The sequence below is a fragment of the Nitratidesulfovibrio sp. SRB-5 genome, from assembly GCF_019931275.1.
Taxonomy (GTDB): Bacteria; Desulfobacterota; Desulfovibrionia; order Desulfovibrionales; family Desulfovibrionaceae; genus Cupidesulfovibrio.
In genome coordinates this window covers 648,117-672,596 of the sequence record NZ_JAIOTY010000001.1, presented here as the reverse complement: position 1 = coordinate 672,596, position 24,480 = coordinate 648,117, and the positions used below count along the sequence as shown (strand labels likewise).

The following is a 24,480-nucleotide window of genomic DNA, read 5'->3' as shown; positions in this document are numbered from 1 at the left end:
CGGCGCGCGCATCGCGCTGCTTCTGCCGTATCGTCCGCAGGCATCCGGAGCCTGCCCGCACACGCGAAAAGCCCCGCAAACGATAAACGGCGGCCAGGGCCGCCGTTTCGCATGGCGCCGCGCCGCGTCCCTTCCCGGAACCGACGGCGCGGCACGTGCCGTGTGTCGTCATGCATAGGGAATCTCGCGTTCTCCGAAGGATTCGTAGTCGGATACCGGCGCAAACTGCGGCAGCGGCGGAATGGGGTCGTCCAGTTGGCGGATGCGCCTGCGCGCCCGGCCCAGCAGGCCGTCCGCGATCATGGAGGGGCCGTTGCACGCGTTGACAACGTAGTCGCGCACGTCGGCGATGCTCTGGAACACCACGGCCCCGCGCAGCACGCGATGGCGCGGAAAGTTCAGGTAAAACACGGAGGAAAGCACGAAGCCCCCCGCTTCGGACCGGTACAGGGCCAGTTCCCACCAGTTGGGGGCTATGCCCATCCATTCGCGGTCATCCACCGTGGCCAGGTGTTCGCCGCTGAATACGAGGTCTTCGCGTCCGTTACGGTGCAGTCTGATTTCCTGCATGGTGCCACTCCTGCGGTTTGAGGGTGGAGGGGGTGACCGCATGCCCTCCGCGCCCCGACATGATGCGGAGCCCGGACGGGAGGAGAGAATCCTGCCGCCAGTGTACACCAGAATGGGCGCCAGTGTGAAATGATTTTCCGAAAAACCACCACGCATTATCATCGATATCACGCGCCGCGCCCCGATACCTTGGCAATCCATCGGGTTACGAATATCATGATCCCTGCCTGCCTCCTTCTTCCCGCCCCTACAGGAAAACACCATGCCGTCCCGCACGCCGCATCCCGGCCAGCCGCCGCAACCGCCCCTGCGCCGTACCCTGCTTCGTACCCTGACATGGGCATTGCGCGGCCTGGCCCTGTTGCCGCTGGGATACCTGCTGGCCGTGGCCGTGCTGGGCAGCATGCCGCGCCCGACTGATGGAGTGCCCTTGCCCGCATGCTGCCAGCCCGTGAGGACGGCACCCAACGCCACGGACCAGCGGAACGACACGCCTGCGCCCGCCATACCGCTCGCGCCCGGTGCGCCCGGTGCGCCCGATGCGCCCGGTGCACCGGACGCGCAGGGCACGCCGGGCGGAGAAAACGCGGGGATGGCGGACGCCGCAACGCGCGAAGCCCCGCCAGTGACCATCCATGTGATCAGCAACGGGGTGCATGCGGACATCGTGCTGCCCGCACGAGTGGAAGGAGAACCGGGGTTGGCGGACGTGCTGGGACTGCCGGACGTGCCGGGGCTTCTGGACGCGCCGGGGAAGAACGGCGGGACGGGCAACGGACCGGGGAATGCGTCAGGCGGCGGGACCGGTGGCGGACCGGGCAGCCAAAGGAGCGGCCCTACCGCACTGACAGCACTGACAGCCCTGACTGCCCTGCCGGACAACGCCTACCTGGCGATAGGCTGGGGCGCGCGGGAATTCTACCTGGCCACGCCCACTTGGGACCAGATGCGCCCCGGCGTGGCCCTGCGTGCGCTGGCCCTGGCGCCCGCCGCCCTGCACGTGGAGGTAATGCCCGGCCCGCCGTTGCCCGATGCGGATACCCGCATCCTGCACCTGTCACGGCAGGGCTACCGGAACCTTGTGGCCTTCGTGGCGGCCAGCCTGCGCCGCGATGCCGCTGGGCGCCCCATGCGCATTCCGGCCACGCCGGAAAACGGCGGCGCGGGCTACGGGCCTGGCAGCCTGTTTTTCGAAGCCACCGGGCGCTTCAGCCCCCTGCGCACCTGCAACACCTGGGCAGCCGACGCGCTGGCCGCAACCGGGGCGCGCACCCCGGTGTGGACGCCCCTGCCCCACTTCGTGCTGCATCACCTGCCCGCCACGGAACGCTGACGGACTGCGCCAGTTCTCCCGGCGCCTTTCCGGGCCATGTGGATTTCTGTTCTCTGGAGAGGAAGAACTGTCTTTCATGAAGGGAATATGCCGCGGCCGTCGGCAAGCGCGCCGCGCGAGCCTTATGGATGGGGCAAGGCCCGCAAGCCCGCCCTTCGGGTCGGAAGACAGGGGGGCCAAAGGACCGTAGCCCGACAGGCCCAGAAACGGCGACAGGCCGAAGGGACCGCCCCTCCGGCCTGCGACCACATGACTCGCCCAGGAGACAGGGCGTTGCCAACTTCGCATTGCGGTCGTGCCGCGCGGCGGCAGTTGGGCCGCCGCGCGCACGTTCCGCCACGCAAGGTTCCGGCACGCATTTGTGACGACCCCATGCGGCGGAACGAATGCGCACGTTTCCAACACGGGTGTACGGGCACCAGGGTGTCGGAAAGCATGGCGGATTCGCCTGCCGGGAAAGCCGGTGTGGAAGCGGAGGACGGCAGCCCGCGCGAAGCGGGCCTGCCTGGGGGGCACGGTGGGTTCCGGCGGCACCCCGGCATGGGCACGATCGCAAAAGATCGGCCAGCCAGCCGGGTCGCGGGCGGGAGCCGCCGCGCACGGGGCGCGGCGGGCGCATGCCTGCCGGAGTCACGCGTGGCACTCTGTCCTTTTACCTGAGAGTTTCGCCGCCCCGGTTCCCTGCGAGGACACGGGCGGTTTGCTCCTTCGGTGCTCCACGGATGGAGGCTCTCCAGAGGTTCGTCGGGCAGCAGTCCTTTCGCCTGAAAGATTCACTTCGTCGGCGCCCCATGCCGTTTGCCGCCGGCTGGGGTCTCTCCTGCTGTCGTCATCCGAAACCAAGCGTGAATGGGGGTGTATCCGGTTGCCGGGGGAAACGCAAGCTCTGTCGCAACATACCAATATCACAAGCGAAACATACCGTTCACACAAACAGTCCACGCCTATTTCTCAGGGATACGCAACTGCCCGTTACAACCCGCCCCGCCCTCGCGCGCCTTCCCCTCACCCTCATGCGCTCCACGCGCACGCACAGACTGACCAGCGCATACTGCTCCCGGTTCCCCCGCGATGGCCCGGCAACCCACGCCATCCATGGACAATGCCGCCGCCCTACCCTTGCGCCAGGGGGCGTACGGCCAGCAGGCGGGCCTTCAATTCCGCCGGGTCGGTAATGGGCGGCGAGCAGGCGTAGTTCTCGCACAGCCAGGCCGTGGCGCGGTCTTCCAGCGGGGCCAGGTGCGCGGTGAACGGCACCAGCGCCGCAAGATCACGCGCGTTGTCGGTGGTGCGCAGGTGCAGCACCGTGGTGGGCGCGTAGGTACCCCGCACGGCGGCCAGCATGGCCTCGGTATCCGGTTGGTCCGGCTCTCCCGCCACGATCACCGAGCGCCCGCCGCTGAGCGCAAAGTCCACCCCGCACAGGAACATGGTGGAGCCAATGGGATGATGGCGCACCTGCGTGGCAAAGGCACGCAGCACGCCCCGCGCCCGCTCGCCGTATTCGGGACGCCCCAGCAGCAGGGCCAGGCGCAGCAGGTTGAACAGCGCGGCGGCGTTGCCCGAGGGCAGCGCACCGTCGTGCCCTTCCTTGCGGCGCACCAGCAGGGCATCGCCGTCCGCCGGGGTCATCCAGTACCCGCCGCCCTCGACGTCGTGAAAGAAGGTGTCCTGCACCTCTTGCAGACGCAGGGCGCGCCGCAGCCAGCGCACCTCGCCGGTGGCGCCGTACAGTTCGATGAGCCCCCAGATCATGAAGGCGTAGTCATCCAGCAGGCCGGGCACGGCGGCCTCGCCATCGCGCCAGCGGTGCAGCAGCCGCCCTTCCGGGGTGGCCATGCGCGCAAGCACAAAGTCCGCTGCTGCGGCGGCGGCCTCTGCCAGATGCGGCGCATCGAAGGCCTGGGCGCAGCGCGACATGGCAGCGATGGCCAAGCCGTTCCAGTCTGCCAGCACCTTGTCGTCCAGATGGGGGCGCGGGCGCCGTGCGCGCAGGTCGAACAGGGCGGCGCGGGCCGCTTCCAGCCGTTCCTCCACCTCGCGCGGGGGCAGGCCCAGGTCGCGCGCCAGCCCTTGCGACGTGCGGGGCAGATGCAGGACGTTGCGGCCCGTGCGGCTGCGCGTGGCCTCGTCCTCATAGTTGCCGTAGGCCGTGCAGCCAAAGGCCCGGGCCGTCAGGTCCGCGTCGGAAATGCAGGCCGGGTCCGCGCCGGGGCCGTGAAGGTCATCCGCACCGCCGCCCTCACCGCCCGCATGCGGCCCCACATCCAGCGGGGCGCAGGCCTCTTCGATGTCCGCCAGGGTGAAGGTATAGAACAGCCCCTCGCCGCGCGCGCCGTCCAGTTCGCTGTCGGCGTCCTCGGCACTGTAAAAGGCCCCTTCCGGCGATGTCAGGTCGCGCAGGACGTAGGCGGCGGTCTCTTCCGCCGTGCGCCGGAACTCGCCGTCGCCGGTGGCCAGCCACGCCTCGGCATAGGCCAGCATCAGCATGGCCTGGTCGTAGAGCATCTTCTCGAAGTGGGGCAGCAGCCAGCGGGCATCCGTGGAGTAGCGGTGAAAGCCGTAGCCCACGTGGTCGTGGATGCCGCCGCGCCGGATGGACCGCAGGGTCTGCGCGGCCATGCGCAGGGCCTTTGCCCCGCCGGATTCCTCTCCCGTCGGCACGGAGCCTGCCTGCGCCAGCCCCGGCTGCCCGGCGGCATGGCCGTTGCGCCGCGCCCAGCGCAGCAAAAACAGCAGATTGTGCGGCGAGGGAAACTTGGGCGCCGTGCCGAAGCCGCCGTTCACGGCATCGAATTCCGAGGCCATGGCCTCGCAGGCGGCGTGCAGGGTGCCCGCGCCGGGCAGGCGGCCATCGGCGGGCGGGCGCAGCATGGCCTCGGCATGGCGGCGCACATGCTCCACGATGCTGTCGGCGGAATCCAGCACGTCGTCGCGCTTGTGGCGCCACACCTCCAGCACGCGCGGCACCAGGTCCATCAGCCCGATGCGGCCGGGCCGCGAATGCTTGGGCAGGTAGGTGGCGGCAAAGAAGGGCCGCCCGTCGGGCAGGGCAATGATGGTCAGCGGCCAGCCCCCACTGCCGGTCAGCATCTGGCAGGCGGCCATGTAGGCGGCGTCGATGTCCGGGCGCTCCTCGCGGTCCACCTTGACGCACACGAAGGCGTCGTTGAGCAGGCGGGCCACCTCGTCGTCCTCGAACGATTCGTGGGCCATGACGTGGCACCAGTGGCAGGTGGAATACCCTACACTGACGAACAGCGGCCTGTCCTCGTCGCGGGCGCGTTGCAGAGCCTCGTCGCCCCACGGGTGCCAGTGCACGGGGTTGTCCGCGTGCTGGAGCAGGTACGGACTTTTGGAGGTGGACAGGCGGTTGCCCGCCAGCATGGTCACAGTCGAAATGGCGACAGCCGGAATGGCGGCAGCCGGGCCGGTGGCGGCGTGACCGGAGGCGCTCTTTCCGGGGGCGTCGTGCATCCCGGTCGGCGTGGTGGACTTTCCGGAGAGGTTGGACATGGCATATCCCCCTTGCCCCTTTGCCCCGTGGTGTCGCGGGCGGTGAACGACCGTGACGGTGCACGGCCCCGGCGCGGGCCGTCCGCCGCGCGGACGCCCCATCCCCTCCCGACGGCGCGCACTGGCCAGGGATACATGGCTCGCGGCAGCAGGCGCATGGAGATACCCGACCTTACCCATGCCCTATCAGACTCGCGCCATGCGGGCAACGTGGCTGCAAGAAAAGAAAAGGACCGCAACACGGCCCGTCAAGAGGAAGGGCGGCAGATGAAGACGGGGACAGGGCCGACCGGACGGACGGCGCAAGGGCGGACGGCGCAAGAACGGACAGCGCAAGGACGGGCGGCGCGTTGCGAATGGTGCCTGACAGGAAAGAGGCGACGCGAAAAATGCAAACCCGGAGCAACGGCAACGAACGCCCAAGCCACGGCGCGGCGCGCCCGCCAATCGGCAGCCACCATTGCGGAATGCTTGCGGCACGGCGCCGCATCCTGTAGGTTTCCGCAACGTTCGATCATGCCCCGACCATGCCCCGACCGTGCGCTACTGACCATGCGCCCTTTCCTCCGGCGCGAGGACCGACATGCGGGTCATCCCCTTACGGCAACGCCTGTTGCTGCTTCTTGCCATCCTTTCGTCCCTAGCGCTGGTCGCGCTCGGGACGTTTTCCTACGTACGCGCCAAAAACATCATGCTGCACGGGGCAGAATCGGCCATGGCCCTTCAGGCGGACACCCTGGCCAACGCCATCGTCAGCCAGTACGCCGGTGAATACGCCCGCGCCGTGGCCAGCCTGCGCCAGGATCCGCGCGTGGTGGCCTGCCTTTCCGGGCGGCCCTACGACCATCAGGGGCTGATGGCCAGTTGGGCCAGCTTCCTGCGGCAACGGCCCGAAGCCTACTTCGTCTACTTCGCGGACATGTCCGGGCGGGTCCACGCCATCCAGCCCCCGCGCGATTTGCCACCCGACTTCGACGCCAGGACGCGTCCGTGGTTCCGCAGGGCCATGGAACACCCCGGCGTGGTGGGCTGGTCCGACCCGTACACCGAATTCATCACCGGCAAGACCGTGGTCAGCACCGTGGCCACGGTGGACGATCCGGCGGGCGGCAAGCCGCTGGGAGTGCTTGGCCTGGACATCACCACCGACGGACTGCGGAACATCCTTTCCGGCGTGGCCCTGCCCTCGGGCAGCGGGCTGCTGGTGCTTACCGCCAATGGGCACCCCGTCACCGCCACCGGGCTCGGAGCCGCGCTGGCCGACCGCGTGGACACCACCCCCCTGCGCAACCTGGCGCGCGGCACCTATGCCGCACACGGGACGGACAGGGCCATCGGCGGCACCATAGGCGACAATGCGGGCAACGGCGCCACCTACCTGCACGTGGACGGCGAACAGGTGCTGACAGCCGTGCGCGCGGTGCCCGGCCCTGGCTGGCGGCTGGTGCTGCTGGTGCCGCAGGAAGAACTGCTGCGCGCCGTGGCCCCCATCCGCTACGGCACCATCCTTGCCATCGGCGGCACGCTCCTCCTGTTTGCCGTGCTGTTCGCGGTGGCAACGGCGGGGGCGTCCGGTCGGGTGGGCCAGCTTGCCGAATACATGCGCAGCGTTGCGCGCGGCGACTTCACCGTGCGCAACCTGTTCACCGGGCGTGACGAATTCGGCGCGTTGAACCGCCACCTGAACGAACTGGTCACGGCCCGCCGCGACGCGGAAGCCGCCCTGCGCGATGCCGAACGCCAGCACCGCGAACTGGTGGAAAACGCGCCCATCGGCATCTTTCGCACCGCCTGGGACGGCACCATCAACGTGCTGAACCAGCACGGCGCGGCCCTGCTGGGTTTTCGCGACGTGGCCCACGCCCGCGCAGTGCTGGATGATTCCGTCATCCCCCTGTACGCCGAACCTGTGGACCGCCAGGCCATGCTGGACGACCTGACCGCCGGAGAGGTGGTGACCGGGCTGCGGCTGCGCTGGTACCGGCGCGGCGGCGAGGCCATCTGGGTGTCGCTGTACGCCCGGCGCACCGGCACGCCGGAAGCGCCGGAAGTGGAAAGCTTTTTCCTGGACGTGACCGACCAGGTGGAAGACACCCTGCGCCTGGAACAACTGGCCACCACCGACGAACTGACCGGCGTGGCAAACCGCCGCCATTTCATGGCCCGGCTGGAGGACGAGGCGGCGCGCGCCCAACGCTATGGCCGCCCGCTTTCCGTGCTGCTGCTGGATGCCGACCACTTCAAGTCCATCAACGACACCTGGGGGCACGAGGCGGGCGACATGGTGCTGCGCCACATCACCGACGTGATGGGCCTGTCCCTGCGAGAAAACGACCTTATCGGGCGCCTGGGGGGCGAGGAATTCGGCGTGCTGCTGCCGGAAACGGCGCAGGAACGCGCCCTGCGCACGGCGGAACGCATCCGCGCCGCCGTGGAGGACGCCCCGGTGGCCGTGCGCGACGTGTGGGTGGGGTGCACCGTCAGCGTGGGCGCGGCGGAATACCGGGGGGCCAACGATTCGCTGGACGACCTGATCCGCCGGGCCGACCACATGTTGATGCGCGCCAAGGAAGAGGGCCGCAACCGGGTATGCGCCCAGCAGGCCAGGCCCGCCCGCGCGGAATCCCCTGACGGCACGGGCGGTAATGGCCCTGCCGGAAACGGGCAGGACGCGGCCTGAGCAAACGAACGGGCGCATCCGCGCCAGATTGGCACCCGCACGCAGAAACGAATGGGGCCGCCACGCTGTCGTGACGGCCCCATGTCATTTGTGTCATTGCGGGCAATCCGGCTGGTCAGGGCGGACAACTGGCGGGCCCTGCCCGTCAGGGCAGGCACGCTGTCCGGCAGCCAGGCCGGTCGATTCGGCGCGGACTGCGTCCCTGTGGGCTGTTTCCGAATCAGGATTCTCGTTCGTCGGCAAGGAAAACGAGCCTGCCATGAGGGCGCATGCCTCAGCCGTTGGCGAGTCTTCGAGCCTCGCGGACGAGGACCGCAACGGACGAAAAGACCATTCGTAACCTGTCCCTACGCCACCACTTCTTCGGGGTAGATCGCCTCGAACCCCGCCTTGTACGCGGCAAAGCGCCCCTCGGCGATGGCCGCGCGCGCACCGCGCACCACGTCCAGGAAGTAGGTCAGGTTGTGCACCGAGTTCAGGCGGAAGGCCAGCAGTTCCTTGGCCACGTACAGGTGGCGCAGGTAGGCGCGCGAGAAGGTGCGGCAGGCGTAGCAGTTGCACGCCGGGTCCAGCGGGCCGTCGTCCTCGGCGAATTCCTTGCGCTTGATGTTGATCTTGCCGAGCGAGGTGTACAGCGTACCGTTGCGCGCGTTGCGGGTGGGCAGCACGCAGTCGAACATGTCCACCCCGGCGGCAATGCCGTTGATGATGTCCAGCGGGGTGCCCACGCCCATCAGGTAGCGCGGCTTGTCCGCGGGCAGCAGGGGCGCGCTGTGGTACAGGATGTCCATCATTTCCGGCTTGGATTCGCCCACCGAAAGCCCGCCCAGCGCAAAACCGTCGAAGTCGATCTGCGTCAGCTCGCCGATGGAGCGTTCGCGCAGGTCCTTGAAGAACCCGCCCTGGGTGATGCCGAACAGCAGGTTGCCCGCCGTGCCCCTGGGGTAGGCGTCGCGGCAGCGTTGCGCCCAGCGGGTGGTAAGGGCCAGCGACTTTTCGGTGTAGGGCTTGTCCGCGCCGTAGGGCACGCACTCGTCCAGCACCATCATGATGTCCGAGTTCAGGTTGCGCTGGATGGACACCACCTTCTCGGGCGTGAACAGGTGTTTGGACCCGTCGAGGTGCGAGCGGAACTCCACCCCCTGCTCGGTGATCTTGCGCAGGGCTGACAGGCTGAACACCTGAAAGCCGCCGCTGTCGGTCAGGATGGGCTTCTTCCAGGCATTGAAGCCGTGCAGGCCGCCGCGCCGGGCCACCAGTTCGTCGCCAGGGCGCAGGTACAGGTGGTAGGTGTTGCCGAGGATGATCTCGGCCCCGATGGCGTCCAGGTCGTCCGGGGCCACGGCCTTCACGCTGCCCACGGTGCCCACGGGCATGAAGATGGGCGTGCGCACCGGGCCGTGCGCGGTGTGCAGCACGCCGGTGCGGGCCGCGCCGTCGGTGGCGTGGATGCGGAAGGTGCCGGGGGTTTCGGCGGGGATGGGGGCCGGAGCTTCGGCAGGGGCCATGGCGGTGGAAATTTCGGTCTGGTTCGGCATGGCGCGCACCATAGCGGCGCGTTGCACGTTTGAAAAGGGGGGCGGCGCACCGAATGCCCGTGCGGCACGCGGCAGCCTTGCTAGGCCCGGTTCCCAAGCCGTCCCCGCCCTTGCCTGTTTCTCCAGCGTTGCCAGTACCGCCAGCCCCGCCAGTTCAGCCCGTCTGCCAGTCTGCCAGTTCAGCCAGTCTTGCCAGTTCCGCCCGTCCAGCCCGGCCCGCCCGTCTTGCCGCCCCTCTCCCCCGCCCGGCTACCCCCAGCCGCCCCGCACAACGCGAAACGCCCGCCCCGGTTCCCCGGAGCGGGCGCATGCAGTGCGTCAGGATGCGGCGTTCGCCCGTGGCTACAGTTCCACCTGCACGGCGGCGGCTGCGCGGCGGGCCTTCTCGCGGGCTTCCTCGATGCTGGCGCCAAGGGCCAGGGCCACGCCCATGCGGCGCTTGCCGTGGACCTCGGGCTTGCCGAACAGGCACAGCCCGGTGTCCGGCTCGGCCAGGGCCGCCTCGATGCCATGATAGCCGGGCGATGCGCTGTCGCCTTCGGCCAGCACCACGCACGAGGCGGCGGGGCCGTTCTGGCGCAGCGCGGGCACCGGCAGCCCCAGGATGGCCCGCGCGTGCAGGGCGAATTCGCTGAGGTTCTGCGAGATCAGCGTCACCAGCCCGGTGTCGTGCGGGCGGGGAGAGACCTCGCTGAAGTATACCTTGTCACCCTTGATGAACAGTTCCACGCCGAAGATGCCCCACCCGCCAAGGGCCCCGGTCACGGCCTCTGCCATGCGCCGGGACTCGGCCAGGGCGGCCTGGCTCATGGGCTGGGGCTGCCACGATTCGCGGTAGTCCCCGTCCTTCTGCAAATGCCCGATGGGGTCGCAGAAGGTGGTGCCGCCCGCGTGGCGCACGGTAAGCTGGGTGATCTCGTAGTCGAAATCCACGAAGCCTTCCACGATGACCTTGCCGCCCCCCGCGCGCCCGCCGGTCTGGGCGTATTCCCAGGCCTTCAAGACGTCGGCCTCGGTGCGCACGGTGCTCTGCCCCTTGCCGGACGAACTCATTACCGGCTTGACCACGCAGGGCAGGCCCACGGCGGCCACGGCCTCGCGGTATTCCGCTTCCGTTTCGGCAAACCGGTAGGGCGAGGTGGGCAGGCCCAGTTCCTCCGCCGCCAGGCGGCGGATGCCCTCGCGATCCATGGTCAGGCGGGCGGCGCGGGCCGTGGGCACCACGCGAAAGCCCTCCTTCTCCAGTTCCAGCAGGGTCTCGGTGGCGATGGCCTCGATTTCCGGCACGATGCAATGGGGGCGTTCCGCCTCGATGATCCTGCGCAGGGCCGCGCCATCCAGCATGGACACCACGTGGCTGCGGTGGGCCACCTGCATGGCGGGCGCATTGGGGTAGCGGTCCACGGCAATCACCTCCACGCCAAGGCGCATGGCCTCGATGGCCACCTCGCGGCCCAGTTCGCCGGAGCCGAGCAGCAGGATGCGGGTTGCGGAGGGGGTGTTGGGGGTGCCGATGGTGACCATGTGCTGCTCCTGCGCCGCGCGGGCATGCTGATGATGAGGGGGAAGGCCGTGCCGACCGCACGGATGTGCCACGCCCGCCCCCACTGCGCAAGAGGCGCGCGGTGAAATCGCATGGCAACCACGGACGGACGGAACCGCGGCCAACGCCCGCCAGACGACCGCACCCGGACCGCACCCGGACCGCATACGGGCCGCACACAAGGCACAGGGCCGCGCACGGGACGCAGGAACGCACCGGAACGCACGAGGGCACGAAGATGCAGGCACCCGCCCCCGACAGGTACATGGTGTGCCACCTCACCCCACCTTGCGGCTACGGGCATCCTTGGGCTAAGCAGAACACATGGAGGAACAACTTCCGCCACTGCATCGCCAATCCGCCGCACGCCGTCCGGCACCCCTCACCAGCGCGCCGACCACCGGCCCGCGTTCCGGAGTCCTGGATGACCACCGCCACAGACCACACGCTGCCCCCCGCCACGGTGCTCATTGTCGATGACGCCGCCCCCAACCGCGCCCTGCTGCTGCTTCTGCTGCGCGACACGCCGCTGCGCTGCATGGAGGCCGATTCCGGCCACGCGGCACTGCGCATCTTCCGCGAGCATCCCGTGGATCTCGTGCTGATGGATGTAGTGATGCCCGACATGGACGGCACGGACACCGTGCGCGCCATGCGCGAGGAAGAACGCATGCTGGGCCGCCGTCCGGTACCCATCGTGGCCCTGACCGCCCACGACAGACACGAGGACCTGCGTCGCTGCGCCGACGCGGGCTGCAACGGACTGCTCACCAAACCCATCACTCGCCAGGACCTCATGACCACCATCGCCGCCCATCTGGCGGGGTAAGTCCCCCGGCCTAGCCACCTAAAAAAGAAAAGGCGCCCCGTTTCCGGAGCGCCTTTTTTGCTTGGTAATACCTAAACAAACCGGACCCGTGCTAAACAGGTCTGGACATGAGAGAGTGCCCGAACTGCACATACTCGCGAGCTTGGCATCTTGCCGATGGCCGTTTCAAATGCCGTTGGTGAGGACTTGTTCCCCATACGTTTAACGACATTAAAGACAAATCCCGCAAGAAATTTTACAATGGATCAGTCCGGTTTGGTTAGATATTACTTTACAAAAAAGAGAGGCTATTTTCTGCAAATGATATGGGCATTGTCCCGCCCTATTTCACCGGAGGCTATGAATCTATCCTCTATATCAAAAATAATGTTTAGCAAATTCATATGATCAGGATTACTAGCATCAAAATTCGCATAAAACTTTTCATCAAATGCATAGAAAGCAATTGAACCGTCGAAGTACCTTACATCGACTTGTGAGAAGTATTTTTTTAGTGTTGGAATAACATTTATAGAATTAACACATTCGGAAGGGTCTGTTTTCTCAAAAAATCGCAAATCATGTCTCTCAAAAATTTTCCCAAAGTACGCCTTTTCCCCTTTCGGCAGCTTGAGCACTTTGTTCTTTATAAACCGAAGACCTTTTTTCCATACAGATAATCCATGAATAGTTTCTTTATTGCAAAGATCATCTGGGAGAAGATGTCTAACGGCATTAATTATTTCTTCTTGCCTGCGTCCGATTTGTTGGTAATTTGGCCCGACATATTCATTTGCGACAAGAAATCCACCACGATGAAGTGAGTTGTGGAGATTTTCAATTACTTTGTCCAAATTTTCTATATGATGAAGCGCGCCGTTAGCCCAAATAATGTTGTACTCGTTATGGGGTAGTGTAACAGTGTTCAGATCTTCGCAAACATAACTTATGTTCAAAAGGTTTTCATCATGCGCTCTTTTTTGGGCTTCAGCAATAGCACCAGGGGCAACATCGGTCCCTACAAACTCATTTGCGATTCCAAGTCGAGCCAATGTCCGTTCAACTGATCCGAATCCGCAACAAATGCTTAGACACTTACCAAACGGAATATTGCCTTTTAAATATTTCTCAGCAGTCCAATATTCGCACCATTCTTTTCGCAGCGGATCGTACTCGTCAAATATTTTGAGTGAAGATCGTGCGCGAATAGGAGGAAAGCAATAAAAGTTCCTCTCTGATGCGGAGCAATCTATTTTTGACCAGTGAATTGCAGCGAGGTTTTTTTTCATCCCCTCATCCTGTAAGATCTGTAGTTGGTAACAAAAAACGAACCTGCCTCAGGAGACATGTCACGACTACCATAAGGCGTGTTTATCTGATATTACTCTAACACGCCAACATGAAACTGGCTAAAACCAACGTCCATCAATTTTCAGCCAAGAGTCCAGCACCAACTTTTTTTTCTGCCTTTATGTTCAGACAATTTAACTCCATATAACCTTCGCGACATGTAAGACTGTGAAGTATTCTTGCTTTATATTTCCTTATACACTACCTACACCTTCCACTAACGCCTTACACCTAAAAAGAAGACCAATCTTTTCACTATTATGCTACAGCAAGATTAGCACGTGCTCTTGCCTTGTGTTCAATCTGACCCCGCACTGCCCGCTACGGCATCCCAAAGGGGATGTCGACATAAGGAGGATTTTTGTTCCCTGCCGGGGAGGAACTCCTTTTCGTGGAGGGAGTGTCCCAGCTGTTGGCGAGCGCGTAGCGCGAACCTTACGGATAGAGACCGCAAATCGTACTCTTATCGTACTCGACCGGAACGCAAAGGCGGTCTGACGACGGCAGAGGGCAAAAAGGCCCTTGTGGCGGCATCACCTAATGGCCGGAGCCGCCCAAATACGCATCCTGCACATCCGTATTGGCCAGCAGGTTCGCCGCCGAATCCTCCATGACCACCCGGCCCACTTCCAGCACGTAGCCGCGCGTGGCCAGCTTCAGCGCGGCGCGGGCGTTCTGCTCCACCAGCACCACGGTCATGCCGGTCTTGTTGATGGCCCGCACGGTCTCGAAGATGGACTTCACCAGGATGGGGGCCAGCCCCAGCGAGGGTTCATCCAGCAGCAGCACCTTGGGGTCGCCCATGAGGGCGCGGCCGATGGCCAGCATCTGCTGCTCGCCGCCGGACAGGGTGCCCGCCAGCTGGTCCTTGCGCTCCAGCAGGCGGGGGAACAGCTCGAATATCCAGTCCCGCGTCTTGCGGATGCGGGCCTTGTCGTTGCTGGTGAAGGCGCCAAGGTTCAGGTTTTCCAGCACGGTCAGGGTGCCGAACACCCGCCGCCCCTCGGGCGACTGGGTAATGCCCTCGCGCACCACGGCGTGGCTGGGCATCTCGTGCAGGGCCTTGCCCTTGAAGTAGACGCCGCCCTGGCTGGGCTGCACCAGCCCGCTGATGGACATCAGCGTGGTGGTCTTGCCCGCGCCGTTGGCGCCAAGGATGGTCACGATCTCGCCTTCGTCCACGTGCACGTTGATGCCGTGCAGGGCCTCGACGTTGCCGTACTTCACATGCAGGTCGCGCAATTCCAGAAACATCGTCTCTCCCGGTACCCGTTAAAGCCAAGGCTTGCAGGGGTGGCATGTTCCGGCAATACTGTTGTCGTCCATCTGCCCGGTATGGCTGCAACCGCCATGTCCGGACTGGTGACCGTATCGCTTGCGCGACATGGAATCCGGACTAATCATCTGTATCGGCGCCAAGATACGCCTCGATCACCCTCGGATCATCCTTGATGGCCGCCGGCACGCCCTCGGCCAGCAACGCCCCGTACTCCAGCACCACCAGCTTTTCGCACACCTTCATGACCAGGCTCATGTCGTGCTCGATGAGCAGCACGGTGATGCCCCGGTCGCGGATGGCGCGAATGGTGTCGATGAGCGCGGCGGTCTCCTGGTCGTTCATGCCCCCGGCGGGTTCATCCAGAATGATGAAGCGCGGGTCGGTGGCCAGGGCGCGGGCTATCTCCAGCAGGCGCTGGTTGCCGTAGGACAGGTTCTTGGCCAGGTTGGCGTGCTCGTCGGCCAGCCCCACGAACTCCAGTTCGCGCGTGGCGCGCAGCAGGGCGCGTTGTTCTTCGGCGCGCTGGGCCGGGGTGCGCAGCATGGCCGACAGCATGCCCGACTGCATGCGGCAGTGGCAGCCCGCCAGCGCGTTCTCGATGACCGACATGTTCTGGAACAGCCGGATGGTCTGGAACGTCCGGGCAATGCCCTGCTGCACGATGCGGTGTGTGGGCAGCCCCTTGATGGTGCGGCCATCGAAGAAGATGTCGCCGGAATCGGGCTTGTAGTTGCCGGTGATCAGGTTGAACACCGTGGTCTTGCCCGCCCCGTTGGGGCCGATGAGCCCGACGATGGACCCTTCGGCCACGTCGAACGTCACGTTGTTCACGGCCACCAGACCGCCGAAGGTCTTGGTCAGGTTGCGCAGCGCAAGCAGGCTCATGCCCCACCTCCTGCCTGGGCGGCGGCGTCGCCGCCCTTGCCGGTGATGCAGCGGATGCGCTCCGGCAGCTTGTAGAAGCGCGGCATGGGCGGCAGCATGCCCTGCGGGCGGAAGATCATCATCATCACCATGGCCAGGCCAAAGGCCAACATGCGGGCGCTGGCGAATTCACGGAAGAATTCCGGCAGCCCGATGAGCAGAAACGCCCCCAGCAGCACGCCCCGGTTGGAGCCGCCGCCCAGGATGACGATGGCGAACAGCACCACGGATTCCCAGAAAGAGAACGATTCCGGCGAGATGATGGTCATCTTGGCCGCGTAGATGGTGCCGGTCATGCCCGCCCAGAAGGCGCCCAGCACGAAGGCCCACAGCTTGTACGAGGCGATGTTCACCCCGCTGCCCTCGGCGGCGGTGTCGTCTTCCTTGATGTAGTTGAGGGCGCGGCCGAAGCGCGAATTCTCCAGCCTGCGGAACAGCAGGATGGAACAGGCCACGTACGCCCAGACCAGGTAGTAGAAGTGGACGGGTTTGGCGATCTTGAACCCGAACAGCATCGGACGCGAAATGCCGAAGATGCCGTTGGCCCCGCCGGTAAGCCCGAACACGTTGTTGATCAGCGCGATGCGCACGATCTCGACGATGCCGATGGTCACGATGAGCAGGTAGTCGCCGCGCAGGTGGATGATGGGCCGCGCCACCACCATGGCGAACAGCGCGGCGGCAAGCCCCGCAAAGGGCATGGCCCACAGCACCGGCACGCCCCACATGGTGTTGGCGATGGCCGTCACGTAGGCGCCCACGGCGTAGAACGCCGCGTGGCCCATGTGGAACAGCCCGGCCTGGCCCAGGATGATGTTCAGCGAAAGGGCCAGCACGGAATACAGGCCGATGCTGACGAACACGTCGGTCCAGTAGGGGTCCAGCAGCAGGGGCAGCACCGCCACCACCACCGCGATGCCCGCGTAGCTCGTGGTGCGCGACACCGTCATATCTTGTCGGCCACCCTTTCGCCGAGCAGGCCCGTGGGCCGGATGATCAGAATGAGGATGAGCACCAGGAACGCGATGGCGTCCTTCCAGGCGATGGAAATGTAGGCGGCGCCCAGCGCTTCGATGACACCCAGCAAGAGGCCGCCCACCATGGCGCCGGGTATGTTGCCGATGCCGCCCAGGATGGCGGCGGTGAAGGCCTTCAGCCCGTAGACCCAGCCCATGGTGAAGTCCACCTGGCCGTAGTACAGGCCCACCATCACCCCGGCCACGCCGCCAAGGGCCGGGCCGATCATGAACACCAGCGAGATCACCCGGTTGACGTCGATGCCCATGAGCTTGGCCGCGCCCTGGTCGATGGCCGTGGCCCGGATGGCCGCGCCGATGCGGGTGCGCTGGGTGAACCAGTACAGCGCCAGCATCAGGCCCAGCGAGGCGGCAATCATCATGATGCGCACCAGCGGCACGTCGATGCCCATGATGGACAGCACGTAGCTGGGCCGGATGTCGTTGGGGTAGACCTGGAACTTGGCCCCGTAGATGAGCATGACCGCGTTCTGAAAGAAAATGGAGGCGCCCAGCGCCGAAACCACGGCGGAAAGGCGGCTGGAAGAGCGCAGGGGGCGGTAGGCCACGCGTTCGAGCAGAAAGCCGATCAGCGCCACCAGCCCCATGACCATGACCAGCACCAGCAGCACGCCGCCCGGCCCGGACACCCAGCCCGACAGGCCGAAGGCGGTGAACAGCGTGAAGCCCAGGTAGGCCCCTATGGTGAACAGGTCGCCATGCGCGAAATTTATGAGTTTGAGCACACCGTAGACCATGGTGTAGCCCAGCGCGATGAGCGCGTAGATGCCCCCCACCGCAAGACCGTTGGTCAACTGCTGAAAGAATTCTTCCATGGACGTTCCTGTGCTGCTTCCCCCGCGCCGCCGACCCGGGCGGATGGCCCGGACATGGCGGCGCGAAACGCGGACCCCGGTGAGGGTCCGCCTGCGGATGGGACGTCATGCGCCCCGCTACGGCCCCGTGGCCATCTGTTTCGTCGATCCCCTGCCCGATCCTGTTGCCGGATGCGTCCTGTCCGCATCCTTCCGGAAGGCGCGGACGCTTCCGGAAGACGCGGATGTTTCCGGTGGCCCCGGCGGGCGTTGGAAACGGGGCGGGCGGCAGCGCCCGCCCCGTCGTGCTTGTGGTGCCAGAACCTGGCCTGCCTGACTAGGGCTGGAGAATGAAATCGCCGTTGGCGTTCACTTCGTACACCCGGTACAGGTCGCCCACGCGGTCGCCCTTCTCGTTGAACGAGATCTGGCCGGTGAAGCCGGGGTAGTTCTTCAGCTTGGTCTTCAGGTATTCGGCGATGGCGCCGGAATCGGCCTTGCCGGTGGACTTCACGGCCTCGACGATGACGTTGAACGCGTCACCGGCCAGCACGGACCACACGGAGCCGGGCACGCCGTTGTACTTGGCCTTGTAGGCGGTCAGCATGGACTTGGCGACCGGGGCGTCCAGGTCCTGCGGTCCGGGGGGGCTGAGGAAGAAGTAGCCCTTGGCCGCTTCCTTGCCGGAAATCTTCACCAGGTCGGCATGGTTGGCGGCGTCGCCACCCATCATGGGCACGTTCCACTTCATTTCCATCTTCTGGCGCAGCAGCATGCCCACTTCGGGGTAGTAGCCGGTGCAGAAGATGATGTCGGGGCTCGCGGCCTTCAGCTTGGTGAGGATGGCGGTGTAGTCGCGTTCACCGGGGGTAAGGGCGTCGTAGAACACGATCTTGGTGCCGGCCTTGTCCAGCAGCGCCTTGGTCTCGTCGGCCAGGCCCTTGGCGTAGGACGAGTTGTCGTGCAGCAGGGCCACGGCCTTGTAGCCCTTGGCCTTGATCAGCTTGGCGGCAACCATGCCCTGTTCGTCGTCACGGGGGGCGGTGCGCAGGAAGCGCTTCAGGCCCTTTTCGGTCAGGCGCACGGCGGTGGAGCCGGTGGCGATCTGCACCACGCCCGCTTCGTCGTAGATGCTCTGGGAGGCTTCGGTAACCGCCGAGCCGTAGGTGCCGATGGCGGCGATGACGCCCGAGGTGGTCAGCTTCTGCGCGGCCAGGGCCGCGGTGCGCGGGTCGCCGCCGTCGTCTTCGACGACCAGTTCGACCTTGTTGCCGTTGATGCCGCCAGCCTTGTTCAGTTCATCGGCGAGCAGGGTGACGATGTTGCGCATGTCCTGCCCTTCGCTGGCCCACTTGCCGGTCAGGGGGCACATCAGGCCGATCTTCACCGGTGCCGCAAAGGCCGTGGCGGCCATGAGCAGCGAAGCGGCAAGTGCGAGCGTCAGCGCCTTTACAACGTGTTTCATGTCGAAACCTCCCGGGAACCCGCGGATCCCTCGCTAGACTGTTTCCCCGATACCTTTTCCTCGCCTCTTCGCATGGTGCGACACGACGGGCTGCTGGCCCGTCGTGGTACCGTCCCTGTGGATGGACATGCCTGTCAACGTTATTGTCAACACAAATGACCGGGCCACGCCTGATGCGGGCCGCTTACGACATTTTGCGGAAAAAGCCGAAGAAAAGCAATCCCTCTGACAAGATAACTGTACGTCATGCCAATGAACGGGACGAATCAGCGAGGGCGGGGCAGGACGGGAGCAGGGCCGGGAAGGATGAAAACGGGGCGGGGGCATGCCGGGCGGGGAGGAGAGAAGGCCGGAAAACGCCGCATTTTCCGGTCGGACAATTCCCGCGCGGCACGCGGTCAACACATGACGACGCCGGGGCGTCTGGCACATGACGACGCCGGGGCGTCTGGCACATGACGACGCAACATGCGTCTGGCGCATCACGGCGCAACATGCGTCTGGCGCATCACGGCGCAACAGGCGGTCAACGCATGACGACGCCGGGGCGTCTGGCGCATGACGACGCCGGGGCGTCTGGCACATGACGGCGCAACAGGCGGTCAACGCATGACGACGCTACAGACGGTCAACGCATGACGACGCAACAAGCGTCTGGCGTCGCCCGTCCGGGGGTGTAGACCAGTTCGGGGCGCTTCAGCAGCACGCCGCCGCAACCGGGGCGTTTCCATGTGGCCAGCCAGCGGGCCACGCGGGTCTCCGTCTTCATGGCCGGGGTATGCTCGTGCGGCACCGTGCGCACATGGGGCACCCGCTGTTCCATCTGGCAGAACAGGTCGGCCAGCAGGTTCACCTGCCGCCATACCGGAATCTCCGGGTGAATCAGGTCGTAGATGCGATAATGGGCGGAGCCGTCCTGACCGCGCAGCAGGGTGCCATCCATGGATACGGGAACGGCGGCGGATGCGCTCCCCGCCAGCGCCGCGCCCACGGCATCGCGCAGCACGGCCAGTTCCCCGGCCAGCGCGTCCAGCCCCGCCACGGCGGCACCCGCCTCATCCACGAATTCCTGCGTGCCGCCATCCCACAACAGGCGCGGCCCCGGGTAGCGCATGCAGTGGAACAACCCGCCAAGGCTGCCGCCGCAGTGCTGGCGAAAGGCCTCGATGTCGGTGCCGACGATCATGGGACGAAGGGCGCTCTGCGCCATGCGGCCAAGCTGCATGCGAAACTCCTGCGAAAGGCGGTTGCGCCGTCGCGCCCGCGGGCGAACGGCTGCCGAAACGGGACGGACAAGACTGATCCGGACTGATCCGGACGGACCGGAACGGACAGGGACGAATCGGGACGCGCCGGGACGGGCCGAGACGCCCCCGAAGAGATTGGCCAACCGCCCCCTTCCGCACCCAAACGGATCAGCGCACACACCTACCCCACCGTCCCGAGGTGCGGCAACCCCCTGCACTGCGGCAGATCGACATGTCATGCCCCTGAAGCCGCTTCGGAGGGTCGCATGCCTATTGTGAAGGCGGTGCAAGCCGCCTCACCACCTCACCGCCCCAGCACACCACCGCCCGCCGCCCCAACCGCCCGCCGCCTCACCGCGCGCAACCGCCTCATGCGCATGGACATATCCCTGCGTCAAAGTCAGGATAGACGGACAGGTGTGCAAATCTAACAATTTGCCCTTCACACCGGTCCGTTGTACCTTGGCACGGTCCGCGCGACGCCCGGCCTCGCCGCCGTGCCGCCGCGCCCCGAACGGCATGTCGCCGGGCCACAGCCCGGACACCGCGCCAGGGCTCCGCCACGGCACATGCCCACCCCATTCACCGGCATCCGGACACACGGCAACGCATGAGCGGCCACATCCTGCTGATCGAAGACGACACCGCCTTCCAGTCCATGCTGCGCGAGGCGCTGGAAGAACGCGGCCACCGCGTCACCACCGCCGGGCGTGCCGAGGACGGCATCGCACTGCTGCGCGGCGGCGGCTTCGACCTTGTGTTGTCCGACGTCATGCTGCCCGGCATGTCCGGGGTGGAGGCCATCCCCCACCTGCGCTCCGCCGCGCCCGGCACCGACATCATCGTCATGACCGCCTACTCCACGCGCGAACTGGCGCTGGAAGCGGTGAAGCTGGGCGCCTACGACGTGTTCTCCAAGCCCTTCAGCCTGAAGGAAATGGACATCGTCATCCGCCGGGCCATGGAAAAGCGCGGCTTGCAGGCGGAAATCGCCGCCCTGCGCGATTCGCTGCGCCGCGACGGCCCGGCCAGCCGCATCATCGGTGAAAGCCGGGCCATCATGGAAGTGAAGGCGCTCATCGAAAAGGTGGCCCCGCTGGACACCACCGTGCTGATCATGGGCGAATCGGGCACCGGCAAGGAACTGGCCTCGGACACCATCCGCGCGCTGTCGCCCCGCGCTGCCGCCCCCTTCGTGAAGGTGAACTGCGCGGCCATTCCCGAACATCTTTTCGAAAACGAACTCTTCGGCCATGAAAAGGGCGCCTTCACCGGCGCGGCCACCGCGCAGCCCGGCAAGTTCGAACTGGCCCAGGGCGGCACGCTGATGCTGGACGAAATCGGCGACATGCCGTTGGCCATCCAGCCCAAACTGCTGCGGGTGGTGGAACAGAAGCAGGTGGAACGACTGGGCGGGCGCAAGCCCATTTCGCTGGACGTGCGGCTGATCGCCGCCACCAACCAGAACCTGGCCGACCGGGTGCGCGAAAAGGCCTTTCGTGAAGACCTGTACTACCGCCTGGGCGTGGCCGTGGTGCACCTGCCCCCGCTGCGCAGCCGCAAGGAGGACATCCCCCTGCTGGCCCAGCACGTGGTGCGGCGGCTGCAAGGCACCCTGGGCCTGCCCGTGCACGGGCTGACCCCGGCGGCCGTGGCCGCCCTGTGCGCCTACGACTGGCCGGGCAACGTGCGCCAGTTGGCCAACGTCATCGAGCGCGCCGCCATCGCCGCCGAAGGCCCCATCGACGCCCCCGACGTGGACCGCGCCCTGGGCCGTGTGCCCGGTGCCATACCCGACGGTGCCGTGCCCGACGGCCCGGTGCCCGACGGTGCCGCGCCCGAAGGCACGACTGGCGGGCGCATGATCGGGCACACGTCCGGTCATGCCTCCGCCGCATTCGGGCCGGGAGATGCCGCGGGCCGCACCGACAGCAACGGGCCGGGCGCCACCCTGCCGCCCACCAGCGCATCCCCGGTCGGCACGTCTTCAGCCAGCCCCTCCCCCACCAGCGCCTCAGCGGGGGCCTTCTCCAGCCACGCCTTCGCGGCGGCGGCCCTTACCGGCCCCATCGACCTGCGCGAAACCATGCGCATGGTCGAACGCAACCTGCTGCTGGATGCCCTGGGCCGCGCCGAAGGCCGCCAGACCGAAGCCGCCGTGCTGCTGGGGCTGACACCCAAGAACCTGTGGGCCAAGTTGCAGAAGCACGGCATCAAGCCGCGCAACGGCCTGCCCCTGATCCAAGAATCCTAGACTTTCTTCCGCCGCGCCCCGCAATGGGCACGGCCCCCCCCTGCATATCCCATCCCCCCGCCACGTTTCACGACAGTGTCCTGCTCCCCCGGATACGTCGGCCCATCAAGCCCCAAGGCCGCGTCCCGGCCCTGTCGCCATCCCCCGTTTGCGCCTCGATCCAAGAATCCTAGATTCCCTTCCAGAACGCCTGCGCCATTGAACTTCCTGCCTTGCTCCCACCGCCCCGCGCCCACCGCGCCCGCCCCTCCACCAGCCCGACTCCAAGATTTGTGGATTCCTTCCCGGCGCGTGCCCCCGCGTCCCGCCCAAGCGCCCCGCGAACCCTGCCTCTAACAGCCCATTCCGGGTCGTGCAAAAAAATATTCCATACTGTTTCAGAATGTTAACGCGTATTACGTTCTGCATGACGCGCCTTGGCACGCGGGTTGCTGAATGGGAGTCAACAACGGCCCCCCGGCCAACCCAAAAGCCCCCGACGCAGGAGAGACATCATGTTTGAACGCATCACCACCCTGTTCCGTGACGAAGAAGGTGCAACCGCCCTGGAATACGGCCTCATCGCCGCCCTCATCGCCGCCGTCATCGTGGCCGCCGTCACCGCCCTCGGCACCAAGGTCAGCGCCACCTTCTCGTACATCGATTCCAAGATGCCCACCCCCGGTTCGTAGCCCACGCCGCGACCGCAGCAGACATCAACAGAACGAATCGCAGGAGAACAGCCATGTCGAAGATCATCGCCCGCCTGATCAATGATGAAGAAGGCGCTACCGCCCTGGAATACGGCCTCATCGCCGCCCTCATCGCCGCCGTCATCGTGGCCGCCGTCACCGCCCTCGGCACCAAGGTCAGCGCCACCTTCTCGTACATCGATTCCAAGATGCCCACCCCCGGTTCGTAGCCCACGCCGCGACCGCAGCAGACATCAACAGAACGAATCGCAGGAGAACAGCCATGTCGAAGATCATCGCCCGCCTGATCAATGATGAAGAAGGCGCTACCGCCCTGGAATACGGCCTCATCGCCGCCCTCATCGCCGCCGTCATCGTGGCCGCCGTCACCGCCCTCGGCACCAAGGTCAGCTCCACCTTCTCGTACATCGATTCCAAGATGCCCACCCCCGGCTCGTAGGGCCGTTTATAATCGCGCAAATTCCCGAAAGGAGTAAGATCATGCTCAAGTCCATCACCGCCCTGATCCGTGAAGAAGAAGGCGCAACCGCCCTCGAATACGGCCTCATCGCCGCCCTCATCGCAGCCGTCATCGTGGCCGCCGTTACCGCCCTCGGCACCAAGGTAAGCTCCACCTTCTCGTACATCGATTCCAAGATGCCCACCCCCGGCTCGTAGCACCCCGCGACGGCGACTCGGCTTCCGGCCACGCTGCACTCGGAGGGGCCGGGGCGAACCCCCGGCCCCTTCGCCATCGAAAGCGCGGACCTTGCGATGGAGAACCCGCCCGAATCGGCAGCCGCCGACAGGGCAGTCCGCCCGGAAACGACGACACCCCGTTTCCCCGGCCACACAAGAGGAGAGCCCCATGAACCCCATCCTTGCCGCCCCCCTCGCCGTCGTGCTGCTGGTGGCCGTGACCACCGACCTGCGCGCCATGCGCATTCCCAACTGGCTCACCTTTCCCGCCATGCTGGCGGGCGTGGCGGCCAACGCGGCGCTGGGCGCCTGGACCGGCGGCCTTTCCGGCGCATGGGACGGCCTGCTCTTCTCGCTGTCCGGTTTCGGTCTGGGGCTCGGCCTGATGCTGATCCCCTTCCTGCTGCGGGTCATGGGCGCGGGCGACGTGAAGTTGCTGGCCGCCGCCGGTGCCTTCCTGGGCGCCGAAACCGTGTTCCGCGCCTTCATCTGGACCAGCCTTGCCGGCGGCGTGTACGCCCTTGGCGTGCTGGCCTTCCACCTGCCGCAACTGCGCGCGGTGCTGCGCTCGCTGCGGGTGTCCGTCGAACTGCTGGCCGTCACCGGCCGCTTCGACTACGTGCCCGCCACCGCCAACGCCCGCCTGCCCCGGCTGTGCTACGGCGTGGCCATTGCGCTGGGCACGGGCCTGGCCATGGCCCAGGCCGCCTTCCCCTCGGCCATGTCCGCCCTGCTGCCCTCCTGGGCCGCCATCCTGTAGGGGGGCACGGTC

General features: G+C 66.0%; 20 protein-coding genes and 1 riboswitch. Of the genes, 9 read left to right on the top strand and 11 right to left on the bottom strand.

Going from position 1 to position 24,480, the window contains the following annotated elements; all coding sequences use genetic code 11:
• Positions 1 to 168: 168 nt before the first annotated feature.
• Positions 169 to 570: a hypothetical protein gene (locus K6142_RS02585; protein WP_190244042.1), complete on the bottom strand. Its 402-nt coding sequence runs from the start codon at positions 568 to 570 to the stop codon at positions 169 to 171.
• Positions 571 to 832: 262 nt separating this feature from the next.
• On the opposite strand from K6142_RS02585, the gene K6142_RS16530 reads away from it, so the two are divergent.
• Positions 833 to 1,903 carry a TIGR02117 family protein gene (locus tag K6142_RS16530; RefSeq protein WP_190244043.1) on the top strand — a complete coding sequence of 357 codons (1,071 nt, stop codon included), beginning with the start codon at positions 833 to 835 and terminating at the stop codon, positions 1,901 to 1,903.
• 634 nt (positions 1,904 to 2,537) lie between these two features.
• A riboswitch (glycine riboswitch) is annotated at positions 2,538 to 2,650 on the bottom strand.
• Between the two features lie 366 nt (positions 2,651 to 3,016).
• On the opposite strand, the gene K6142_RS02575 is transcribed toward K6142_RS16530, so the two are convergent.
• Positions 3,017 to 5,290 (bottom strand): thioredoxin domain-containing protein, encoded by a 2,274-nt coding sequence (locus K6142_RS02575; protein WP_223380787.1) that lies wholly within the window; start codon positions 5,288 to 5,290, stop codon positions 3,017 to 3,019.
• A 712-nt stretch (positions 5,291 to 6,002) separates the two neighbouring features.
• Here K6142_RS02575 and K6142_RS02570 point away from each other — a divergent pair.
• Positions 6,003 to 8,099 carry a diguanylate cyclase gene (locus K6142_RS02570; protein WP_223380741.1) on the top strand — a complete coding sequence of 699 codons (2,097 nt, stop codon included), beginning with the start codon at positions 6,003 to 6,005 and terminating at the stop codon, positions 8,097 to 8,099.
• A gap of 347 nt (positions 8,100 to 8,446) precedes the next feature.
• Here the strand turns inward: K6142_RS02570 and tgt are convergent, their stop codons facing one another.
• Entirely contained in the window at positions 8,447 to 9,607 is a 1,161-nt protein-coding gene (tgt, locus tag K6142_RS02565) for a tRNA guanosine(34) transglycosylase Tgt (RefSeq protein ID WP_223380786.1), read from the bottom strand.
• A gap of 372 nt (positions 9,608 to 9,979) precedes the next feature.
• The gene (gene purT / locus K6142_RS02560) at positions 9,980 to 11,161 is read right to left on the bottom strand and encodes a formate-dependent phosphoribosylglycinamide formyltransferase (protein WP_223380740.1); all 1,182 of its coding nucleotides are present in this window, start codon (positions 11,159 to 11,161) and stop codon (positions 9,980 to 9,982) included.
• A 443-nt stretch (positions 11,162 to 11,604) separates the two neighbouring features.
• Here purT and K6142_RS02555 point away from each other — a divergent pair, with 443 nt between their 5' ends.
• On the top strand, positions 11,605 to 12,009 hold the full coding sequence (locus K6142_RS02555) for a response regulator (protein ID WP_015946381.1): 405 nt from the start codon (positions 11,605 to 11,607) through the stop codon (positions 12,007 to 12,009).
• A 287-nt stretch (positions 12,010 to 12,296) separates the two neighbouring features.
• Here K6142_RS02555 and K6142_RS02550 read toward each other — a convergent pair whose 3' ends face one another.
• From K6142_RS02550 to K6142_RS02520, 7 genes are all read right to left on the bottom strand, one after another.
• Positions 12,297 to 13,277 carry a class I SAM-dependent methyltransferase gene (locus tag K6142_RS02550; RefSeq protein ID WP_223380739.1) on the bottom strand — a complete coding sequence of 327 codons (981 nt, stop codon included), beginning with the start codon at positions 13,275 to 13,277 and terminating at the stop codon, positions 12,297 to 12,299.
• A gap of 598 nt (positions 13,278 to 13,875) precedes the next feature.
• Positions 13,876 to 14,592 (bottom strand): ABC transporter ATP-binding protein, encoded by a 717-nt coding sequence (locus K6142_RS02545; RefSeq protein ID WP_167125601.1) that lies wholly within the window; start codon positions 14,590 to 14,592, stop codon positions 13,876 to 13,878.
• Between the two features lie 142 nt (positions 14,593 to 14,734).
• Entirely contained in the window at positions 14,735 to 15,502 is a 768-nt protein-coding gene (locus tag K6142_RS02540) for an ABC transporter ATP-binding protein (protein ID WP_190244047.1), read from the bottom strand.
• On the bottom strand, positions 15,499 to 16,491 hold the full coding sequence (locus tag K6142_RS02535; RefSeq protein ID WP_190244048.1) for a branched-chain amino acid ABC transporter permease: 993 nt from the start codon (positions 16,489 to 16,491) through the stop codon (positions 15,499 to 15,501). The genes K6142_RS02540 and K6142_RS02535 overlap by 4 nt, the downstream gene beginning before the upstream one ends.
• The gene (locus tag K6142_RS02530; protein ID WP_190244049.1) at positions 16,488 to 17,393 is read right to left on the bottom strand and encodes a branched-chain amino acid ABC transporter permease; all 906 of its coding nucleotides are present in this window, start codon (positions 17,391 to 17,393) and stop codon (positions 16,488 to 16,490) included. Before K6142_RS02530 ends, K6142_RS02535 begins: the two co-directional genes overlap by 4 nt.
• A 316-nt stretch (positions 17,394 to 17,709) precedes the next feature.
• A complete protein-coding gene (locus tag K6142_RS02525; RefSeq protein ID WP_190244050.1) occupies positions 17,710 to 18,837 on the bottom strand; it encodes a branched-chain amino acid ABC transporter substrate-binding protein in 1,128 nt (375 codons plus the stop codon).
• Positions 18,838 to 19,465: 628 nt separating this feature from the next.
• Positions 19,466 to 20,062: a hypothetical protein gene (locus K6142_RS02520; protein ID WP_190244051.1), complete on the bottom strand. Its 597-nt coding sequence runs from the start codon at positions 20,060 to 20,062 to the stop codon at positions 19,466 to 19,468.
• Positions 20,063 to 20,694: 632 nt separating this feature from the next.
• Here K6142_RS02520 and K6142_RS02515 point away from each other — a divergent pair.
• The 6 genes from K6142_RS02515 (at position 20,695) to K6142_RS02490 (ending at position 24,468) form a co-directional block, all read left to right on the top strand.
• On the top strand, positions 20,695 to 22,338 hold the full coding sequence (locus K6142_RS02515; RefSeq protein ID WP_190244052.1) for a sigma-54-dependent transcriptional regulator: 1,644 nt from the start codon (positions 20,695 to 20,697) through the stop codon (positions 22,336 to 22,338).
• Positions 22,339 to 22,832: 494 nt separating this feature from the next.
• Complete coding sequence (locus K6142_RS02510; RefSeq protein ID WP_015946373.1) at positions 22,833 to 23,009, top strand: Flp family type IVb pilin; 177 nt, start codon at positions 22,833 to 22,835, stop codon at positions 23,007 to 23,009.
• A 53-nt stretch (positions 23,010 to 23,062) separates the two neighbouring features.
• Positions 23,063 to 23,239 (top strand): Flp family type IVb pilin, encoded by a 177-nt coding sequence (locus K6142_RS02505; protein ID WP_015946372.1) that lies wholly within the window; start codon positions 23,063 to 23,065, stop codon positions 23,237 to 23,239.
• A 53-nt stretch (positions 23,240 to 23,292) separates the two neighbouring features.
• Positions 23,293 to 23,469, top strand: coding sequence for a Flp family type IVb pilin (locus K6142_RS02500; RefSeq protein WP_007526891.1), 177 nt, complete (start codon positions 23,293 to 23,295; stop codon positions 23,467 to 23,469).
• Positions 23,470 to 23,510: 41 nt separating this feature from the next.
• Complete coding sequence (locus tag K6142_RS02495; RefSeq protein ID WP_015946371.1) at positions 23,511 to 23,687, top strand: Flp family type IVb pilin; 177 nt, start codon at positions 23,511 to 23,513, stop codon at positions 23,685 to 23,687.
• A gap of 190 nt (positions 23,688 to 23,877) precedes the next feature.
• Positions 23,878 to 24,468, top strand: coding sequence for a prepilin peptidase (locus tag K6142_RS02490; protein ID WP_190244055.1), 591 nt, complete (start codon positions 23,878 to 23,880; stop codon positions 24,466 to 24,468).
• The last annotated feature ends 12 nt before the right edge of the window (positions 24,469 to 24,480 follow it).

Bases quoted from the DNA above. Each gene is read 5' to 3' on its own strand.
- K6142_RS02545 (WP_167125601.1), bottom strand. From the start codon at position 14,592: ATGTTTCTGGAATTGCGCGACCTGCATGTGAAGTACGGCAACGTCGAG.
- K6142_RS02505 (WP_015946372.1), top strand. From the start codon at position 23,063: ATGTCGAAGATCATCGCCCGCCTGATCAATGATGAAGAAGGCGCTACC.
- K6142_RS02570 (WP_223380741.1), top strand. From the start codon at position 6,003: ATGCGGGTCATCCCCTTACGGCAACGCCTGTTGCTGCTTCTTGCCATC.
- K6142_RS02525 (WP_190244050.1), bottom strand. From the start codon at position 18,837: ATGAAACACGTTGTAAAGGCGCTGACGCTCGCACTTGCCGCTTCGCTG.
- purT (WP_223380740.1), bottom strand. From the start codon at position 11,161: ATGGTCACCATCGGCACCCCCAACACCCCCTCCGCAACCCGCATCCTG.
- K6142_RS02515 (WP_190244052.1), top strand. From the start codon at position 20,695: ATGAGCGGCCACATCCTGCTGATCGAAGACGACACCGCCTTCCAGTCC.
- K6142_RS02535 (WP_190244048.1), bottom strand. From the start codon at position 16,491: ATGACGGTGTCGCGCACCACGAGCTACGCGGGCATCGCGGTGGTGGTG.
- K6142_RS02500 (WP_007526891.1), top strand. From the start codon at position 23,293: ATGTCGAAGATCATCGCCCGCCTGATCAATGATGAAGAAGGCGCTACC.
- K6142_RS02530 (WP_190244049.1), bottom strand. From the start codon at position 17,393: ATGGAAGAATTCTTTCAGCAGTTGACCAACGGTCTTGCGGTGGGGGGC.
- K6142_RS02575 (WP_223380787.1), bottom strand. From the start codon at position 5,290: ATGCTGGCGGGCAACCGCCTGTCCACCTCCAAAAGTCCGTACCTGCTC.
- K6142_RS02520 (WP_190244051.1), bottom strand. From the start codon at position 20,062: ATGCAGCTTGGCCGCATGGCGCAGAGCGCCCTTCGTCCCATGATCGTC.
- K6142_RS02495 (WP_015946371.1), top strand. From the start codon at position 23,511: ATGCTCAAGTCCATCACCGCCCTGATCCGTGAAGAAGAAGGCGCAACC.
- K6142_RS02490 (WP_190244055.1), top strand. From the start codon at position 23,878: ATGAACCCCATCCTTGCCGCCCCCCTCGCCGTCGTGCTGCTGGTGGCC.
- K6142_RS16530 (WP_190244043.1), top strand. From the start codon at position 833: ATGCCGTCCCGCACGCCGCATCCCGGCCAGCCGCCGCAACCGCCCCTG.
- K6142_RS02540 (WP_190244047.1), bottom strand. From the start codon at position 15,502: ATGAGCCTGCTTGCGCTGCGCAACCTGACCAAGACCTTCGGCGGTCTG.
- K6142_RS02555 (WP_015946381.1), top strand. From the start codon at position 11,605: ATGACCACCGCCACAGACCACACGCTGCCCCCCGCCACGGTGCTCATT.
- K6142_RS02550 (WP_223380739.1), bottom strand. From the start codon at position 13,277: ATGAAAAAAAACCTCGCTGCAATTCACTGGTCAAAAATAGATTGCTCC.
- tgt (WP_223380786.1), bottom strand. From the start codon at position 9,607: ATGGCCCCTGCCGAAGCTCCGGCCCCCATCCCCGCCGAAACCCCCGGC.
- K6142_RS02585 (WP_190244042.1), bottom strand. From the start codon at position 570: ATGCAGGAAATCAGACTGCACCGTAACGGACGCGAAGACCTCGTATTC.
- K6142_RS02510 (WP_015946373.1), top strand. From the start codon at position 22,833: ATGTTTGAACGCATCACCACCCTGTTCCGTGACGAAGAAGGTGCAACC.